Source organism: Pantoea anthophila (assembly GCF_006494375.1).
Taxonomy (GTDB): Bacteria; Pseudomonadota; Gammaproteobacteria; order Enterobacterales; family Enterobacteriaceae; genus Pantoea; species Pantoea anthophila.
In genome coordinates, this window is record NZ_VHIZ01000056.1 from 36,695 (window position 1) to 53,466 (window position 16,772).

15 protein-coding genes are annotated in these 16,772 nt (G+C 52.7%); 5 read left to right on the forward strand and 10 right to left on the reverse strand.

What is annotated here, in order from left to right; all coding sequences use genetic code 11:
• Window positions 1-2: 2 nt before the first annotated feature.
• The 4 genes from FJW00_RS17465 to FJW00_RS17480 form a co-directional block, all read right to left on the reverse strand.
• Window positions 3-1,520, reverse strand: a complete 1,518-nt coding sequence (locus FJW00_RS17465; protein WP_140925135.1) for an SrfA family protein — start codon at window positions 1,518-1,520, stop codon at window positions 3-5.
• Between the two features lie 47 nt (window positions 1,521-1,567).
• Window positions 1,568-2,716, reverse strand: coding sequence for a tellurite resistance domain protein (locus tag FJW00_RS17470; protein ID WP_140925137.1), 1,149 nt, complete (start codon window positions 2,714-2,716; stop codon window positions 1,568-1,570).
• A gap of 79 nt (window positions 2,717-2,795) precedes the next feature.
• Entirely contained in the window at window positions 2,796-3,278 is a 483-nt protein-coding gene (locus FJW00_RS17475) for a hypothetical protein (protein ID WP_140925139.1), read from the reverse strand.
• Window positions 3,279-3,366: 88 nt separating this feature from the next.
• Window positions 3,367-4,110 carry a hypothetical protein gene (locus FJW00_RS17480; protein ID WP_255461686.1) on the reverse strand — a complete coding sequence of 248 codons (744 nt, stop codon included), beginning with the start codon at window positions 4,108-4,110 and terminating at the stop codon, window positions 3,367-3,369.
• 1,763 nt (window positions 4,111-5,873) lie between these two features.
• Here FJW00_RS17480 and FJW00_RS17485 point away from each other — a divergent pair.
• A complete protein-coding gene (locus tag FJW00_RS17485; protein WP_258317055.1) occupies window positions 5,874-6,206 on the forward strand; it encodes a DUF805 domain-containing protein in 333 nt (110 codons plus the stop codon).
• Window positions 6,207-7,091: 885 nt separating this feature from the next.
• On the opposite strand, the gene ychF is transcribed toward FJW00_RS17485, so the two are convergent.
• Both ychF and pth read right to left on the reverse strand, forming a co-directional pair.
• Window positions 7,092-8,183, reverse strand: coding sequence for a redox-regulated ATPase YchF (ychF, locus tag FJW00_RS17490; protein WP_046101684.1), 1,092 nt, complete (start codon window positions 8,181-8,183; stop codon window positions 7,092-7,094).
• A 108-nt stretch (window positions 8,184-8,291) separates the two neighbouring features.
• A complete protein-coding gene (pth, locus tag FJW00_RS17495; protein ID WP_009090644.1) occupies window positions 8,292-8,879 on the reverse strand; it encodes an aminoacyl-tRNA hydrolase in 588 nt (195 codons plus the stop codon).
• Between the two features lie 255 nt (window positions 8,880-9,134).
• Here pth and ychH point away from each other — a divergent pair, with 255 nt between their 5' ends.
• On the forward strand, window positions 9,135-9,410 hold the full coding sequence (gene ychH, locus FJW00_RS17500; RefSeq protein WP_009090642.1) for a stress-induced protein YchH: 276 nt from the start codon (window positions 9,135-9,137) through the stop codon (window positions 9,408-9,410).
• Here the strand turns inward: ychH and FJW00_RS17505 are convergent.
• The 4 genes from FJW00_RS17505 to lolB all read right to left on the reverse strand — a co-directional run bounded on the left by FJW00_RS17505 (window position 9,407) and on the right by lolB (window position 13,333).
• Complete coding sequence (locus tag FJW00_RS17505) at window positions 9,407-10,558, reverse strand: GGDEF domain-containing protein (RefSeq protein WP_140925141.1); 1,152 nt, start codon at window positions 10,556-10,558, stop codon at window positions 9,407-9,409. The genes ychH and FJW00_RS17505 overlap by 4 nt on opposite strands.
• 213 nt (window positions 10,559-10,771) lie before the next feature.
• Window positions 10,772-11,719: a ribose-phosphate diphosphokinase gene (prs, locus tag FJW00_RS17510; protein ID WP_009090638.1), complete on the reverse strand. Its 948-nt coding sequence runs from the start codon at window positions 11,717-11,719 to the stop codon at window positions 10,772-10,774.
• A 136-nt stretch (window positions 11,720-11,855) separates the two neighbouring features.
• A complete protein-coding gene (gene ispE / locus FJW00_RS17515) occupies window positions 11,856-12,713 on the reverse strand; it encodes a 4-(cytidine 5'-diphospho)-2-C-methyl-D-erythritol kinase (RefSeq protein ID WP_009090636.1) in 858 nt (285 codons plus the stop codon).
• Complete coding sequence (lolB, locus tag FJW00_RS17520; RefSeq protein WP_009090634.1) at window positions 12,710-13,333, reverse strand: lipoprotein insertase outer membrane protein LolB; 624 nt, start codon at window positions 13,331-13,333, stop codon at window positions 12,710-12,712. Before lolB ends, ispE begins: the two co-directional genes overlap by 4 nt.
• A 216-nt stretch (window positions 13,334-13,549) precedes the next feature.
• Between lolB and hemA the strand changes: the two genes are divergently transcribed.
• The 3 genes from hemA to prmC are packed head-to-tail and all read left to right on the forward strand — an operon-like array spanning window position 13,550 to window position 16,764.
• Window positions 13,550-14,806, forward strand: a complete 1,257-nt coding sequence (gene hemA, locus FJW00_RS17525) for a glutamyl-tRNA reductase (RefSeq protein WP_009090632.1) — start codon at window positions 13,550-13,552, stop codon at window positions 14,804-14,806.
• Between the two features lie 42 nt (window positions 14,807-14,848).
• On the forward strand, window positions 14,849-15,931 hold the full coding sequence (prfA, locus tag FJW00_RS17530; RefSeq protein WP_058956598.1) for a peptide chain release factor 1: 1,083 nt from the start codon (window positions 14,849-14,851) through the stop codon (window positions 15,929-15,931).
• A complete protein-coding gene (gene prmC, locus FJW00_RS17535; protein ID WP_046101689.1) occupies window positions 15,931-16,764 on the forward strand; it encodes a peptide chain release factor N(5)-glutamine methyltransferase in 834 nt (277 codons plus the stop codon). The genes prfA and prmC overlap by 1 nt, the downstream gene beginning before the upstream one ends.
• Window positions 16,765-16,772: the final 8 nt, after the last annotated feature.

Consider the following 16,772-nt stretch of genomic DNA (forward strand, 5'->3'; position numbering starts at 1 on the left):
GTTTATGAATGGGGTTGCAACATGCGGATAGGGAAATTTTTGTCCCCGGCATTGTTACCGACACAATCGGTGTGAGCAGCATTGAGCGCTTTGCACTCTATGGTTGGGCCAATAAAGTTAGTGTTATCGCTACATTTCATCTGTTCAGGATTTGTGATGTTAAGTGCGCCGTCTTTCATGCTCCCCTGGGCTGGACCGTTACAGATGACGCCATCGGATTGGCGTACGCTGACCGAGCCATTGCCTTGCCTGAAGTCGTATTGCAACTGCAATGGACGGCCAGTGAGTTTGTCCTGAATACCGCCATTCACACGCCATTGCCCGTTAAGAAATTGTGCAGGTCCATCGGGCAGTGCAGCAGGAAGCGTCAGCGCTTTTCCCTGTTCTGGCTGAATGGGTGGCACTATATTGGATTGTTCCGCAGGCCATTGCGGCTCACTGTTATGGGGGGCAGCTTCAGGGGCTGGCGTTACATAGGGATCAGTATTAGTCACAGACTCCGTTACGGGTGCTTCAACATTGGTGACAGGCTGTTGAGCTTCAGCAGAAGCGTGTGTTTCAGGGACAATTGGATCAGTTGCTACAGGTTCGCTGTCCACCTGAAGAGGAGTATTCTCCGGCACTACTCCAGTTGGATTTAATACTGACGTACTGTTGGCTGCAACTGAACTGGTAGGAACATCTGCAACTGAACCTGCAGGAACCCCTATGCCTGACCCGACCGGAGTCTGATCCTTATCCGTTGGATTTGCGCTCGTATCTTTGATTGGCTGGCTGTGAAGATTGAGACCAGGCAGTGCGAGCGAGGGCATACAGCCCCGTAATAGTCCCAGAATCAGCGCCAGAGAGAGCAGGGCGAGCAGTAACCACAGCAACCAGCGCCAGTCCCATCTCCTGCTGCGAGTGTGTTTCACGGTCTCGATGCTCTTAATCGGATGAGGCGTCCTGGTTAGCGGTTGAGCCAATAATTGCGTAGCGGGAGCGATGGGAGCAACAGGCGTTTGCACCGGTACTGAATCGGGTTGAAGCCAGTGCATTGGGCTCTTTTGCTCCCCCGTAGGGTGCACAAACCCCCAGAACGTGATCACCAATACCCCGTTGACCAGATAAAGGAACTCATCATCGGGGAAATTTACAACTGATTTTAACAACTGGGCAAATACGTGCCGGTCCCCGCCTGCACCACTCTCTTCGGTATTTAGCATCCGTTCGCTTAATGCCTGGACCGCCATCTGGAATTCGGTGAATTGCTGACGTGCTAAGGCTCGCTCGCTTTCGGATGCACTACTCCAGGGAATCACATCACCCGCAAAGCTGCTATACCAGTCGGTTCTATCTCCCCCCTGGTCATTTTGTGGAACCGCAAGGTGACGTGCTAAATCACGCCCGGCATCCAAACGATAGATAGCTTCGCGCAATTGGAATGCCATCCGGAAAACGGGATAGCCAGTTTCACCCAGTGCTTTAAACGAAGAATTATTTCCGGTACGTAACAGTGGTCCCTGAATCGAATTTCGCATTTTCTAACCTTTAGGGCTGTTAATGAGCGCAAGCCACATGGATATGGTTAATTTTTGTTAGCACCTGGCGTCCACTCAAAATTCCAGCCGTAGTGCTTAGCCAGTGTTTCCCGATCGGGGAAGAAGTTATTGAGCCGCTCAACCTTAATGTCACCATCAACGTTCTTCAAACGTGCAATAGCTGCGACATCATTGCGCTGACCGTTATTAACCATGCTGGAACTGATCGGCGTCTGATCAGGAACAGAGAGCGTGATGTTGGCATCAAGTCCGCTCCAGTTATTTGCGCCACCATAAATGAAACTGTAAATCAGGACCTCATCAATCTCTTGCCATTGGCTTCCATTAATGAAAATCCATTCACCATCCTTATTGTCGCCATCACGCAGATCTTTTTGCAGCAGCATGAAGGGCGCTTTGTCGTAATCACCAAAGTATTTACTGAGTGCCTCGACGCCAGCATTTTTGCCGTTTTTCAGGCGAATAAAAGCAGCCAGGTCGAGGTCAACTGGCTTTTTATTCTGCCCCTGTTGCCAGGTAAGATTGACGCTAATTCGACCGAAGTCGGTGCCTTTAGCAAGACTCACGCTTGGATTCGCCTGCGTTAGCTCGGTTTTTACGGGTACCGGGGCGTCAGCCACTGCAGGCGTTAGGGGAGGGAGGTTCGGCGCAGGAGACTCGCGTTTTAGGTTCATAAACCACCACCCGGCTATCACAAGAAGTAACAGCAGAAACAGAAACAGGAGCAACCACGGAAAATGTCGCTCTGTCCGTGCTTCAGGCAGGATTATTGCAGGCGAAACCTCTGGCGGAATGGTCCAGTTGGTAAATACGGGCTCTCCACCGACGCCATAGCATGGCAGCGTCTGTGAGTGTGTCAGCAATGACTGTAGTGCCTGAGCCGATTTTGTTTCGCCTCTGGCGTTTAGCTGCTCAATCAGGCTGGCAATCGTACCCATATATTGCTGACGTTTAGTGTGAATTGCAGTCTGTTCTGTCTCGCCTAATGAAGAGAGCGGCGCTGCAATACCCTCTCGCGCGGTCCACCATTCCAGATTACCTTCGGAATTTTGCCGTGCTTCAGCAAAAAGGAGGGCAAGGGACGGGGGAAGATGGCGACGGATGATCGCAACGGTCTCCTCGTAACTTTTGAGGGTCACGTCGTCAATAGGCGCTGATCGGGTTAATCGTTGCATAGCTCAGATTCAATATGTCATTAGCAGCGGGAAGAAGCTCGATGTGGGGAGTCTTTCATTCCGCCACATCGACAATGATTTATTGCGACATATTTGCGTTTTCGAGCGCAGCGACACGTTTTTTCGCTGCCGCAATTTTTGCCTCAAGACTTGCGACATCGCTGGCACTTGTAGTCTGCTGAGACTGACGTTGCAATGCCTCCAGTTGTCTAATCTCTTGCTGACGTTGCAGATTAGTGGATTTAACTGACTTCAGTTTTTTCAGGGTTCGTGTCAGATCAGAACGTGCTGCCGCTAAACGGCTTTCTTCGTCTGCCAGCTTCTGGCTGGATACCTGCTCTCTGGCCTGCGTGTCAGCCAGATTTTGCTGAGCAATGCGGTTATCACGCTGGCTTTGTAAGATTTGGCGTTCCTGGTCGTCGACTTTCTGCCGGTAACCGCCAGAGGTGGCACAGCTTAATTTAGTGATAAAACTGGGGTCCTGTGCATGCAGATTGCAATCCTGAGGAGTGGAAGCGCACCCGGCAAGCAGCAGCGTAGCGACTAAAACATAAAATTTCATGAAGGCATCCCTGTATCTATCATGCAGAACTGTAAAGTTGGAATTAAACGCATTAAACAGGGCCGACGAAATCATCAGCCCGTCAGAGTTAACCCAGGGAAATAGCCTGACGCTGGCTATACAGACCGTTGGTTTCAGACTCCAGTACGGCAATCTGATTATTCAGGTTGCTATATTCATTGTTCAGCTGTTTCAGCGTGGCTTTATCCGCCGCGCTGGTGGTGCCTTGTCCTTGCAGCGCGACTTTATAGGCCTCGCTCTTATCTTTCATCACTTTGATTTTTTTCTGCATAGTGCTGATGTTAGCATCAATTTTAGCCAGGTCTTTTTTGGCATTAGCCTTATCAAAGCCAGCCTGGTCTTTTTTAATACTGATCTGCGTTAATGTCGCCTGATTATCACGGATCACGGCTTTCATCGCTTCAGTGGTTTTGGCGATATCGGCAGTGTCTTTTTTGATGTCAGTGTCCATGGCTTGCAGGCGATCGGCAGTAGTGGCGTAATCTTTTTTCAGACTATCCAGATAATAGTTTGCTGCCACGCCAGCGGCGCACCCTGCAGCGCCGCCAATAGCGGCACCGGCCAGTACTTGTTTACTATTGCCTGCCAGCACACCTGCGAGCGCGCCCATACCTGCACCCGCTAACGCACCCATGCCACAACCCTGAGCTGCTGAACTGCTGAATAACTGCGACTGTTCACCACTGGTCAAGCGTGAGTCAGGTTTAGTACCAGAGAGCAAAGAACTACCTGTGTTGGCACAACCACTAAGCAGAAGGGAAACAGAAACCAGGAGAGCAGTTGAGGTATGTTTACATTTATTTGACATCATTTTTATCCTTAAATGACCAAATGGATCAGCATTTAAAAGAGTGTGCTGTCCATAGACACGTTGCTGTTAAAAGTAATTCAGGATCTGGCTGCCGGAGGCCAGGCAAAATCTTCATCAATAACGTTCAGGTTAAGAGAGAGGCCCATATTTAACTGACAATCAATTCCTGTGCTAAAACAACCAGCATCCCCTCTGAGATGAAGAGTATCGGCGTATATTTTCAGAAATTTAGTTTAAGAAGAAAAATATTACCGATTTTATTGTCCGAACATTGCAGCCGTTACCTGAAAATCCTGCTCAGGTAATGTCGCGGCAGGTGAATCAAACTTCGATAGCGAGTCAGTCTTGCCAGAACGCTCCAGACATACTTAGTTTCGGAGGTTAATTATTTCATGTATTTAGTTTGATGGAACCCTATGCTCCAGTTCTTGACTTAACCTTTACTGTAAAAGTGACGTAAAGCTAATGTGATTATGATTCTATATGAATCGTAAAGATGTGTGAAATAATATTTTTGGAAATTTCATGGTGCAACTTCCCAGTTTTAGGTCCCGATTTTAGTATTTTTTTATTGTTTTATGCTGTAAATTTTTATTTTGTAGTTTTTTATTCCATTCGGGTGGTGGCCGGTTTTGTCAAGCAAAGTAAGGAGGAGTGGGTAATGGCACATAAATTAGCACCGAATGCTTCGCATCATCGCTGTTTCCTTATGTTTATACGATAAGCAAGCCAGCAAGCGTTTCTCATAGGTAACACGAAAAGTCTGAGGCGAGTGTATTGATATAGAGTTTTTAAGGAGTTACGATTTTGCCTCTTCTAACGGAGTGAAAGAGACTACGTGCTTCACTAGCCTTTTAGTCATGAAAGAAAAAGTGACTCGCTGCGAAGTTTGATAACCGGATACGTTCTTTGCTTAGGTTTTGCAAACTGCTTAAGAACCCATTGTCAGAACCAGTCGGGTAAATCAGATTTTGACAGGAAATACGATCTTTACTTCATTAAATGTTATGTCATCCTTGTCATGCGTTTAAAGCGAAACAGGAAGGGTTTGAGTGCTTTTGAAAGTTTCCAGTAACCTCATTCAATCAGTCTATTGAAAAATATTTATTTTATTCCACGTCTGTTGGGATTATTCTTGTGTCTGCGCTACGACTGGAATGAACAAAATCCATGACAGATTGTCATTTTTCACTTTATTCTAAAATTTTGCTAATGATTTCGCATGGTGTGACGATAACCCTTAGAGCAGGATACCAGGGTTGTCTGGATTGAAAGCGAGAGTTGCAAAGATGTTTATTATAACTGATCAGGGGAGCTCATCAGAGCAAAGCCAATTACTCCGGACTGAAGTGCAGACAAGCATGCTGGCATTTCTGCCACTAAAATGGCGACCAGCATATACCAGAGCATCTCTGTTTTTTTATTGGTGTACGTTGTTGCTGGCTGTTTCCTGTGATCAATCTGAGTGGGAAAAGAGGTTTTCGGTGCCCTGATAGTTATTGCGGCTATTGATCAGATATCTTAAGTGATAACGTTAGTGAAAAAAGACGTGGCCATAATATGGCTAATTTAGAGATTCTGTTGTCAATCTTCAGTATTCTGAACTTGCCTGTTAAGTTTTTATTAATTAAGGATGGATTATGAATATGGTTTTTTGCCGCGGATGTGGCAAGGAAATTCACGTTACTGCTAAAGCTTGCCCACAGTGTGGTGCACCCCAGACAAACCAACAGATTGTCACCTCAGAGAATACGGGCGGAGCCATAAATCAATGGTACCTAGGTGTATTAAAAAAATATGCTGTATTTACAGGCAGAGCCAGGAGAAAAGAGTATTGGATGTTCACTCTGTTTAACATCCTCATTGCTTTCCTGCTAGGGATTGTCGAAACGGTAATTGGTGTTGGAGATATCCTTTCAAATCTTTATAGCCTGGCCGTATTAATTCCGGGCATAGCAGTTGGTGTTCGTCGATTACATGACACCGATCGCAGCGGATGGTGGCTGCTGTTACCTATCGTCAATATCGTCTTCCTGGCACTTGAAGGGCAATCCGGCACCAACCGGTTTGGTTCGGATCCAAAAGAAGTCGCTTAATCTACGGGTAATGTAAACCCGTCTATACCACTTGCTTATTGCTTAATTTTGGCATAAGAAAAATTTAACCAGCACTGGTATAGACGGATGCCCCTGACAGTTGTCGCGTGACCGGCAGATTTTATCCATTCGCATAATGTCCTTTTTAGCGTTTCTGCTTAAATACTCTCAGCAGAACTCAATTCAATATCAGGTATTTCTAAAAAAATCACGAAGATTCATCCCTAATGCATATTTATAATAAGCTTATGGCAAACGTTATAGGGCTGAAGGCGTTCAGAAAGAAGTATTTCCCGCAGCATTGTTCTGACCATGTCTCATAGACAAAACTCTATGGCAATAAATAAGAATTTTTGTAGTTCGAATATAAATCTGATGATGTATTTGGTTTTTAGTCAGGGTTTAAAGACTTATCAAACATTATCAAATTCATTAGTAAAGAAAATGAGCTGCGGGAGGGCTACCTTGCTGACCAAATCAGTCAATTGCAACTATTCATTTACTGGCCTGTGTTTGATAGATGGAAATAAAAATCTGTATCGCAATTTGGCCTTTTTATTGGTAATTTCAATTGAATAACACAGTGGAATGCGTTGGCACAATTCAGAACAATCAATCCATTAGCCAAATAGCGGTTCTGTTAGCTCTGGCAATTCGGCATCAATTAGCAATTAAATAGCAAATTTATAGTTTGATTTATCGATAATCTGTTAGTTTAAAATAAAGATAGATTTAGGTTTTACTCATTCAAATAATAATTTTAGAGTGCGTTGTTAAGCGACAATTTGAACAGCTATAAAAAAATCCACGCAATTGCGTGGATTTTATCGATTCATACGGACTTCATGAGACTCAATGAAAACCCCATGAAACAGCAGATTTTAATCAGACGTTAAACAGGAAGTTCATCACATCGCCATCTTTCACGATGTACTCTTTCCCTTCTGAACGCATCTTTCCAGCTTCTTTCGCACCCTGTTCACCCTTGCAGGCGATAAAGTCATCAAATGCAATGGTCTGCGCGCGGATAAAGCCTTTTTCGAAGTCGGTGTGAATTTTACCGGCGGCCTGAGGGGCGGTTGCGCCCACCGGGATAGTCCAGGCACGCACTTCTTTCACGCCTGCGGTGAAATAGGTCTGCAGATTCAGCAGGGCGTAACCGGCGCGGATCACGCGGTTCAGGCCCGGCTCTTCCAGTCCCAGTTCCGCCATGAACTCGTCACGCTCTTCATCTTCCAGCTCGGCGATATCAGATTCCACTGCGGCACACACCGGTACCACCACTGAACCTTCCGCTGCTGCGATAGCGCGAACCTGATCCAGATAGGGGTTGTTCTCAAAACCGTCTTCATTAACGTTAGCAATGTACATGGTCGGTTTCAGGGTCAGGAAGCTCAGATAGCGAATCGCCGCTTTCTCATCGGCATCCAGATTCAGAGAGCGCAGCATGCCCGCTTCAGAAAGGTGCGGCAGGCATTTTTCCAGCGCAGCCAGCTCGGCTTTCGCATCTTTGTCGCCGCCTTTGGCTTTCTTCTGCACGCGCTGAATCGCACGCTCACAGGTATCAAGGTCAGAAAGTGCCAGTTCGGTGTTAATCACGTCGATATCTTCCGCCGGGTTAACTTTACCCGCGACGTGGATGATGTTGTCATTTTCAAAGCAGCGCACAACGTGACCGATCGCCTCGGTTTCACGGATGTTGGTCAGGAACTGGTTACCCAGGCCTTCACCCTTAGACGCGCCTTTTACCAGACCTGCGATATCGACGAATTCCATGGTAGTCGGCACCACGCGCTGCGGCTTAACAATCTCAGAGAGCTGGTCGAGACGCAGGTCAGGCATGGGCACCACGCCCGTGTTAGGCTCAATGGTGCAGAAGGGGAAGTTAGCCGCTTCGATACCCGCTTTGGTCAGCGCGTTAAACAGAGTGGATTTACCGACGTTCGGCAGGCCCACGATACCGCATTTGAATCCCATGGTTTGATACCCTTTATAACTGGATGGACAGTGCGCCCGATGGCGAGCTGTCGGAGAAGAATTGAAAAATTCCGCGCATTATACACGGAATCGCGACGATTCGGGCGTTTAAGCAGGTTTGAAGGCGTGCAGCCGGTTCATGGCTTTGATGCGATCCTCTTTCAGCCACAGCTCAGTGCAGCGCGCCGCCTCATCAATCGCCTCATCAATCAGCTTCTGCTCGCTGACGGGCGGTTTACCCAGCACAAATCCGGTCACCTTATTGCGATCGCCGGGATGACCGATACCGATGCGCAGGCGGTGGAAATTGTTGTTGTTGCCCAGTTTGCTGATGATGTCTTTCAGACCGTTATGGCCGCCGTGTCCGCCACCCTGCTTAAATTTCGCGACGCCGGGCGGTAAATCGAGTTCATCATGCGCCACCAGAATCTCTTCAGGCGCGATGCGATAAAAGGTCGCCATCGCCGCCACCGCTTTACCGCTCAGGTTCATAAAGGTGGTCGGCACCAGCAGGCGGACATCCTCTCCGGCTATCGCCAGACGGGCGGTGTAGCCATAGAATTTGCCTTCCTCTTTCAGAGACTGATTGTGGCGTTCCGCCAGTAAATCCAGATACCAGGCACCCGCATTATGGCGCGTGGCGGCATATTCAGCGCCAGGATTGGCCAGTCCCACAATCAGTTTAATGCTGCTCACAATGATTATCCTGCTGTTATCGCGAAAGGGCGTTAGTTTACTTCGCGACAGGCGAGATGACAAAGCAGAAGCAGTCAAATGGTTCATCAGCGTGATTAATAATTTTCTATCGGAATCAACAGTCTGCAATCAGGACCAGGCGAAGCTTTATGGTTGATGTGTGATCCAGCCCGCATCGCGGGGCTGAGCCATTGCCTAAACTTATGACACTTAACATTGTGTGCGGTTATTGGCTCTTATGGATGGAGGTGCATTATGAAACATCATCACTGCCGTGTAGCGGGTAACACGCTAATGGTACTGGGATTAGTTACCATGGTTCTGGGCGTCGGTTTCTCTATTATGAACCAGCTGCCCGCGCTCGATCTGCCCCAGTCTCTGGCGCAGGGCGCTATCTTCAGCATCTTTATTGGTGCGCTGCTCTGGCTGGTGGGCGCCCGGGTCAGTGGCCGGGAAAAGATAGAAGATCGTTATTATTGGGTGCGTCATTATGACCAGCGCTGCCGCCGGTCACACAACTCACACCACTAAAGAATGGCAGCAGGAAGCGGATGCTGCGCGGTGCGGTTTCGGCCGCTGGCCTTGGCGTGGTAGAGCGCCGCATCCGCCTGCACCAGTAACGCTTCAAAACCCTGCTGATGATGTGTGGCCGTGGCAAAGCCAATGCTGACCGAATAGGCAATCGCATTATGTTGTGATGCACAGACCGCCAGCCGGATTGTCTCACACCACGCTTCTGTCTCCTGTGCCGTCGCCGTAATGATGGCCGCAAATTCCTCTCCGCCCAGTCGCGCAAAACGTCCCCCTGCCGGAATCAGTGCGCTCACCACCTCGCAAAAGTGGATCAGAATCTGGTCGCCCTGCTGATGCCCGTAGCGATCGTTGATGCTTTTGAAATGGTCCAGGTCAAACAGGATGGCGCTGAAGGGCCGGTTCTGGCGATGGCATCGCGCCGCAATGCTTTCTGCTTCGCTGAACAGGGCGCGGCGGTTCCAGACGCGGGTCAGCGGGTCGTGCAGGGAAGCATGTTTCAGGGTCTGCTGCATCCGTTCATTCACCATCGCCAGGATGGTGAAGGTGAGGCCAATAACAAACAGAATCGACTCCAGGATAACGTAAACCGAGAAAGCCGACCCGCCAATCGCCCCTGGCAGACCACTGGCAACGGCGTTATCCAGAAACAGCCGGGCCAGATGGAACAGCAGATGGATCCAGAGCAGTAACTGAGCCGGCCAGAAGGTGGCTTTCAGCGTGTCACGAGCCAGCCAGACCAGCTGGATCAGGGCGGCGGTATAGGCGACGCAGGCAAGACAGAGCACCACTACCCGTTTCGGCAGGCTGTCGTAAAATGCCGGGAAACAGCAAAGCAGCGCCCAGAGCAGGGCACCCAGCAGCCAGTGGCTGCCGATGGGTTTGTCACAGAAGCGGCGAAAGGCATTCAGCAACCCGCCATAGGCCAGCATCACCAGCACGTTCCCGACGGCCACCGGCAGAAAATGGAAGCCGCTGCTGCGCAGGCTGCTTAAAAAGACCGCCACCAGCGTCAGGACCAGCGACAGCAGGGTAAAGCCCAGCACGCGATCGTACTGCGATCCGACCCAGGCAAAAATCATGATCAGGCTTAAAAAGCCCAGCACATAGAGCTCGCAAATAAACAGGGTATAGATATCGAGAGTCATGATGGCCGGGTTCTGATGAGAAATGGGCAGCAAAGTACCATTTAACGGCAGCGGGCAGAAGCGGGAAACGAGGCCATTGATGAAAAGAGTGCGTGGCGTTGCAAACCGGGGCGAACGGGAAAATTTATCGCGCCAATCTCAGAAAAAGAAGAGAGTTAAGCGGGCAGGAACAGGCATAAAAAAACCGGGCACAGGGCCCGGTTTCCGCGAAGATTAATGCTCGAACATCGCCGAGATGGACTCTTCGTTACTGATGCGGCGAATGGCTTCAGCCAGCATGCCTGAGAGGGTCAGTGTGCGCACGTTCGGCAGCGCCCTGATCTCTTCAGAGAGAGGGATGGTGTCACAGACAATCACCTGATCGAGCACCGATTTACGCAGGTTTTCAACCGCGTTGCCGGAGAAGATTGGGTGGGTTGCATAAGCAAACACGCGTTTGGCACCACGCTCTTTCAGCGCTTCAGCCGCTTTGCACAGCGTGCCGCCGGTGTCGATCATGTCGTCGACCAGCACGCAGTCGCGGCCAGCAACGTCACCAATAATATGCATCACCTGAGAGACGTTCGCGCGCGGGCGACGTTTATCGATGATAGCCATATCGGTGTCGTTCAGCAGTTTAGCGATAGCACGGGCACGCACTACGCCACCAATATCGGGAGAAACAACAATCGGGTTTTCCAGTCCGATCTGCATCATATCTTCCAGCAGGATCGGGCTGCCAAATACGTTATCAACCGGGACGTCGAAGAAGCCCTGGATCTGCTCGGCGTGCAGGTCAACCGTCAGAACACGGTCAACACCGACGCTGGAAAGGAAGTCAGCCACAACTTTAGCGGTGATCGGCACACGCGCAGAGCGCACGCGGCGATCCTGACGGGCATAGCCAAAGTAGGGGATGACTGCGGTAATACGACCAGCAGAAGCACGACGCAGCGCGTCGACCATCACAACCAGTTCCATCAGATTATCGTTGGTGGGGGCACAGGTGGACTGGATGATGAAAATATCACCACCGCGTACATTTTCGTTAATCTGTACGCTCACTTCACCATCGCTGAAACGTCCGACAGCGGCGTCTCCCAGACTGGTGTAAAGGCGGTTGGCAATACGTTGTGCTAGTTCCGGGGTGGCGTTACCAGCAAATAGCTTCATATCAGGCACGAGAAGAACCTCAGGCTTTGCGTCCAGAGAATGAACGACATGACCGTAACCGGCGTGCACGGTCATGGGCGTTCACACGGGTGTGTTGATGCAAAAGGTGCAGTGTCCGGAACGTGGTGACACTGTCACGCTTTTGCTAATCGCCTCGCAGGGTACGCTGTAGCGGCGACACGTTAACGCCCCGGGCTACAAATCCGCGCACCCCATTCGGGGCAAGCTCCAGCACCTGGCGGGCAGCAGACTCGGTGTCAAATTCAGCAAACACACAAGCGCCCGTGCCAGTCAGGCGTGACGGCGCGTATTCTAGCAGCCAGGAAACAAGCTCATCAACCTCGCGAAAACGTTTTCTTACCACTGCTTCACAATCGTTGGCGAAGGGGGAGGCTAAAAGTGTCGATAAACTGCGCGCTGGGGTGTCACGCGTCAGGTCGGGATCGCCGAACACCACCGGCGTGCTGATATGCACGCCAGGGTGCGCAACCAGGTACCATTTTTCAGCCGGGTCGGCAGGCTGAAGCTCTTCGCCCACGCCCTGCGCAAATGCCGCGAAGCCGTGGACAAACACCGGGACATCGGCCCCGAGCGTCACACCCATCGCCGCCAGTTCTTCCGTCGAAAAGCCGGTCTGCCACAGATGATTCAGCGCCACCAGCACGGTAGCGGCATCAGACGAGCCGCCGCCGATGCCGCCCCCCATGGGCAATCTTTTCTCGATAGCAATCTGCGCACCCGCGCTGGCAGAGAGGCGATTACTCTGCAGCGCCGCCTGTTTCAGCAGGTTCGCGGCGCGCACAATCAGGTTGTCCTCGTCTGCCACACCCGCCAGCGGCGTCAGCAGCTGAATGCGACCGCTCTGGTCAGCGTGAATCTGCAACTCGTCACCGTAATCGAGAAACTGAAACAGCGTCTGCAGGTTGTGGTAGCCGTCGGGACGACGGCCGGTAATGTAGAGAAAAAGATTCAGTTTTGCCGGGGCGGGCCAGTGGGTGATCATTGAACGGTCCAGCTGTCCATGCGCAGTTTAATCCGCTGGTCACCCTCTTTCAGCTCCAGGCTGGAAGGGAGTGGCGGAGTCACTTTGCTGTCGTAACCGGCGATGGAGACCTGCCAGGTCTGACCGTCGCGGCTGTAGTTCAGGCTGCGCAGCTGATAACTCTCGTTGAGCTGATAGTCGCTGGCATCGCCTGGCAGACCCATCATCCACTGACGCAGGTTAGCCAGCGGGATGTCCATGCCGGTTAACTGGGAAATCATCTTCTGTGCGTCGTTGCTGACGTAACGCTTGCCCTTGTTATCGACAATCTGCACGACCGAGCCCTGCGCATCCAGCTGCAGCTCGGTGCTGCCCAGCGGATTGGTCAGCAGCAGGCGATAGCGGTCAGGCGCGGTCTGCTGCCAGTTGAAGCGGGCATACACTTTCTGTTTGTCGGAGAGGTAGGCAAAGGCGCCGCGGGTCTGATAGTGCGTGACCTTTGAGACCGCCTGCTGATGCTGTTGCCACTGCGGCGCGGTGACGCTGGGGCCCGGACCCTGCGGTTTGTTGACGCTACAGGCCGCCAGCAGCACGCTGGCAAGGGGCAAAAGGCGCAACAGATTGCGTGGTGAAGTAAGCATCAAGTGGTCATCTCCTCGGACACATTTATTATTGGCAACGGATAACGCTAACCGTCACGGTTTTAACCGTCAATGCTGTTATGCAGCAAATTGCGTATGATCGGGTTAATCTTATTACAGTCATAGCCTTTGTATGGCTTTTCTTGATCTGTCGCATCTTGTAGAATGCGCCTCACAAAACCCTGACATTATTGGGACATCCCAACCAAAATCACCATGACGCTGCTCGCTCTCGGAATCAACCACAAGACCGCCCCCATTGCTCTGCGCGAACGTGTTACGTTCGGGCCGGAGACGCTTGAGCAGGCCTTAAACAGCCTGTTATCACAGCCAATGGTGCAGAGCGGCGTGGTGCTGTCCACCTGTAACCGGACTGAGCTCTACCTGAGTGTAGAGCAGCAGGCGGATTTACAGGCGCGTCTGGTGAGCTGGCTGTGCAATTATCATCAGCTGAATGAAGAGGATGTGCGTAACAGCCTCTACTGGCATCAGGATAATGAGGCGGTCAGCCACCTGATGCGGGTCGCCAGCGGACTCGATTCACTGGTGCTGGGCGAACCCCAGATCCTTGGTCAGGTGAAAAAAGCGTTTGCCGACTCCTCACGTGGTCAGGCGCTGAGCAGTGAACTGGAGCGCATGTTCCAGAAAACCTTCTCGGTGGCCAAACGCGTGCGCACGGAAACCGACATCGGTGCCAATGCCGTCTCGGTGGCGTTCGCGGCCTGTACGCTGGCCCGTCAGATCTTTGAATCACTCTCCACCGTCAATGTCATGCTGGTCGGCGCCGGTGAGACCATCGAGCTGGTGGCCCGCCACCTGCGCGAACACCAGGTCAAAAATCTGATCATCGCCAACCGCACCCGCGAGCGCGCCGAAACGCTGGCGTCGGAAGTGGGTGCCGAGGTGATTACCCTGGCGGAGATCGACGCCCGTCTGGCGGAGGCGGACATTATTATCTCCTCCACCGCCAGTCCGTTACCGATTATCGGTAAGGGGATGATGGAGCGCGCCCTGAAAGCGCGTCGTAATAAGCCGATGCTGCTGGTGGATATTGCCGTGCCGCGCGACGTCGAGCCGGAAGTGGGCGATCTGCCTAACGCCTATCTCTACAGCGTGGACGATCTGCAGGCGATTATCGAGCAGAACCTGGCGCAGCGCAAAGCGGCGGCAGTGCAGGCCGAAAGCATCGTGGTGCAGGAAAGCAGCGAATTTATGGCGTGGCTGCGCTCGCAGGGCGCGGTGAACACCATCCGGGAATATCGCTCTCAGGCGGATGAGATCCGCGCTGAGCTGGAAGGCCGTGCGCTGCAGGCGCTGCAGCAGGGCACCGATCCGCAGAAAGTTCTGCAGGAACTGGCGCACAAGCTGACCAACCGTTTAATACATGCCCCAACCAAATCACTTCAGCAGGCCGCCCGCGACGGCGATAATGAACGCCTGCAGATTTTACGCGACAGCCTGGGTCTCGATTAGGCACACTGCTGTCGCCACCTGTTTACGGGAATCCCACATTTAATGAAGACCTCTATAGTTGCCAAGCTGGAAGCCCTGCAGGAGCGCCACGAAGAAGTGGAAGCGATGCTGGGGGATGCTGGCGTGATTGCCGATCAGGAGCGTTTCCGTGCGCTGTCACGCGAATATGCTCAGCTGACCGATGTAACCCGTTGCTTCCGCGACTGGCAGCAGGTGCAGGAAGATATCGAAACCGCACAGCAGATGCTCGATGATCCCGAAATGCGCGACATGGCGCAGGAGGAGTTACAGGCAGCGCGCGAGAAGGGCGAAACCCTGGAGCAGCAGCTGCAGGTGCTGTTACTGCCAAAAGATCCCGATGATGAACGCGCCTGTTTCGTTGAAGTGCGCGCCGGCACCGGCGGTGATGAAGCGGCGATCTTCGCGGGCGATCTGTTCCGCATGTACAGCCGCTATGCTGAAGCCCGCCGCTGGCGTGTGGAGATCGTCAGTGCCAACGACGGTGAGCACGGCGGATACAAAGAGGTGATTGCCCGGGTGACCGGAGAGGGTGCCTATGGCCGCATGAAATTTGAATCTGGCGGACACCGCGTGCAGCGCGTACCGGAAACGGAATCGCAGGGTCGTATCCACACCTCGGCCTGTACGGTCGCCGTAATGCCGGAGATTCCGGAAGCGGAACTGCCGGAGATCAATGCCGGCGATCTGAAGATTGACACCTTCCGCTCATCGGGCGCAGGCGGTCAGCACGTCAACACCACCGACTCCGCGATTCGTATTACCCACCTGCCAACCGGCATCGTGGTGGAGTGTCAGGACGAACGTTCACAGCATAAAAACAAAGCCAAAGCGCTGGCCGTGCTGGGCGCGCGCATTCACGCCGCCGAAATGGCCCGCCGTCACGCGGCGGAAGCCAGCACCCGCCGCAACCTGCTGGGCAGTGGCGATCGTTCCGACCGCATCCGTACCTATAACTTCCCGCAGGGGCGCGTAACCGACCACCGCATCAACCTGACCATCTACCGTCTGGATGAAGTGATGGAAGGTAAAATCGACAGCCTGATCGAACCGATTGTGCAGGAGTACCAGGCGGATCAGCTGGCGGCGCTGGCTGGTCAGGATTAATGGATATTCGTCACTGGCTGAAACAGGCGACCGCCACGCTGTGTGGTGGCGACAGCCCGAAGCGTGACGCGGAGATCCTGTTAGGTTTCGTGACCGGTAAATCGCGCAGCTGGCTGATCGCCTTCGATGAGACCGTGCTCACGGAAGCACAGCGCGCGCAGCTGGATAGCCTGCTGGCACGTCGTGCCCGGGGCGAACCGGTGGCGCATCTGGTGGGTGAACGGGAGTTCTGGTCGCTGCCTCTGCGCGTCAATGACGCCACGCTGATCCCGCGTCCTGATACTGAACTGCTGGTGGAGCAGGCGCTGACGCGTCTGCCTGCCACCCCGGCGGCGATTCTGGATATGGGCACCGGCACCGGGGCGATTGCACTGGCGCTGGCCAGCGAGCGTCCCGACTGCCAGGTGACGGGCGTGGACAGGATTGACGCCGCCGTCGCGCTGGCCCGCACGAATGCGCAGGCGCTTAACCTCACCAATACCACCTTTCTGCTCAGTCACTGGTTTCGCTCCCTGCCGCCGCAGCGGTTTGCGCTCATCGTCAGTAACCCGCCCTATATCGATGCCAGCGACAGTCATCTGGCGCAGGGCGACGTGCGCTTTGAGCCGCGCAGTGCGCTGGTTGCCGACGAAGCGGGGCTGGCCGATCTGCGCACGCTGATCGAGCAGGCCCCCGCCTGGCTGCTGCCGGGAGGCTGGCTGCTGCTGGAACATGGCTGGCAGCAGGGCGAGGCGGTGGCAGCGCTGATGCAGCAAAACGGCTATCAGGCCGTCGAAACCCTTGAAGATTACGGCGGCAACCCGCGCGTGACCCTGGGACAACTTCTTACCTGAAAGCGCTT

What these genes read in the sequence shown, in the direction of transcription:
- lolB (WP_009090634.1), bottom strand. Translation starts at nt 13,333, where the DNA reads ATGCTTACTTCACCACGCAATCTGTTGCGCCTTTTGCCCCTTGCCAGC.
- ychF (WP_046101684.1), bottom strand. Translation starts at nt 8,183, where the DNA reads ATGGGATTCAAATGCGGTATCGTGGGCCTGCCGAACGTCGGTAAATCC.
- FJW00_RS17505 (WP_140925141.1), bottom strand. Translation starts at nt 10,558, where the DNA reads ATGACTCTCGATATCTATACCCTGTTTATTTGCGAGCTCTATGTGCTG.
- prfA (WP_058956598.1), top strand. Translation starts at nt 14,849, where the DNA reads ATGAAGACCTCTATAGTTGCCAAGCTGGAAGCCCTGCAGGAGCGCCAC.
- FJW00_RS17475 (WP_140925139.1), bottom strand. Translation starts at nt 3,278, where the DNA reads ATGAAATTTTATGTTTTAGTCGCTACGCTGCTGCTTGCCGGGTGCGCT.
- prmC (WP_046101689.1), top strand. Translation starts at nt 15,931, where the DNA reads ATGGATATTCGTCACTGGCTGAAACAGGCGACCGCCACGCTGTGTGGT.
- ispE (WP_009090636.1), bottom strand. Translation starts at nt 12,713, where the DNA reads ATGATCACCCACTGGCCCGCCCCGGCAAAACTGAATCTTTTTCTCTAC.
- hemA (WP_009090632.1), top strand. Translation starts at nt 13,550, where the DNA reads ATGACGCTGCTCGCTCTCGGAATCAACCACAAGACCGCCCCCATTGCT.
- FJW00_RS17470 (WP_140925137.1), bottom strand. Translation starts at nt 2,716, where the DNA reads ATGCAACGATTAACCCGATCAGCGCCTATTGACGACGTGACCCTCAAA.
- FJW00_RS17480 (WP_255461686.1), bottom strand. Translation starts at nt 4,110, where the DNA reads ATGATGTCAAATAAATGTAAACATACCTCAACTGCTCTCCTGGTTTCT.
- FJW00_RS17465 (WP_140925135.1), bottom strand. Translation starts at nt 1,520, where the DNA reads ATGCGAAATTCGATTCAGGGACCACTGTTACGTACCGGAAATAATTCT.
- ychH (WP_009090642.1), top strand. Translation starts at nt 9,135, where the DNA reads ATGAAACATCATCACTGCCGTGTAGCGGGTAACACGCTAATGGTACTG.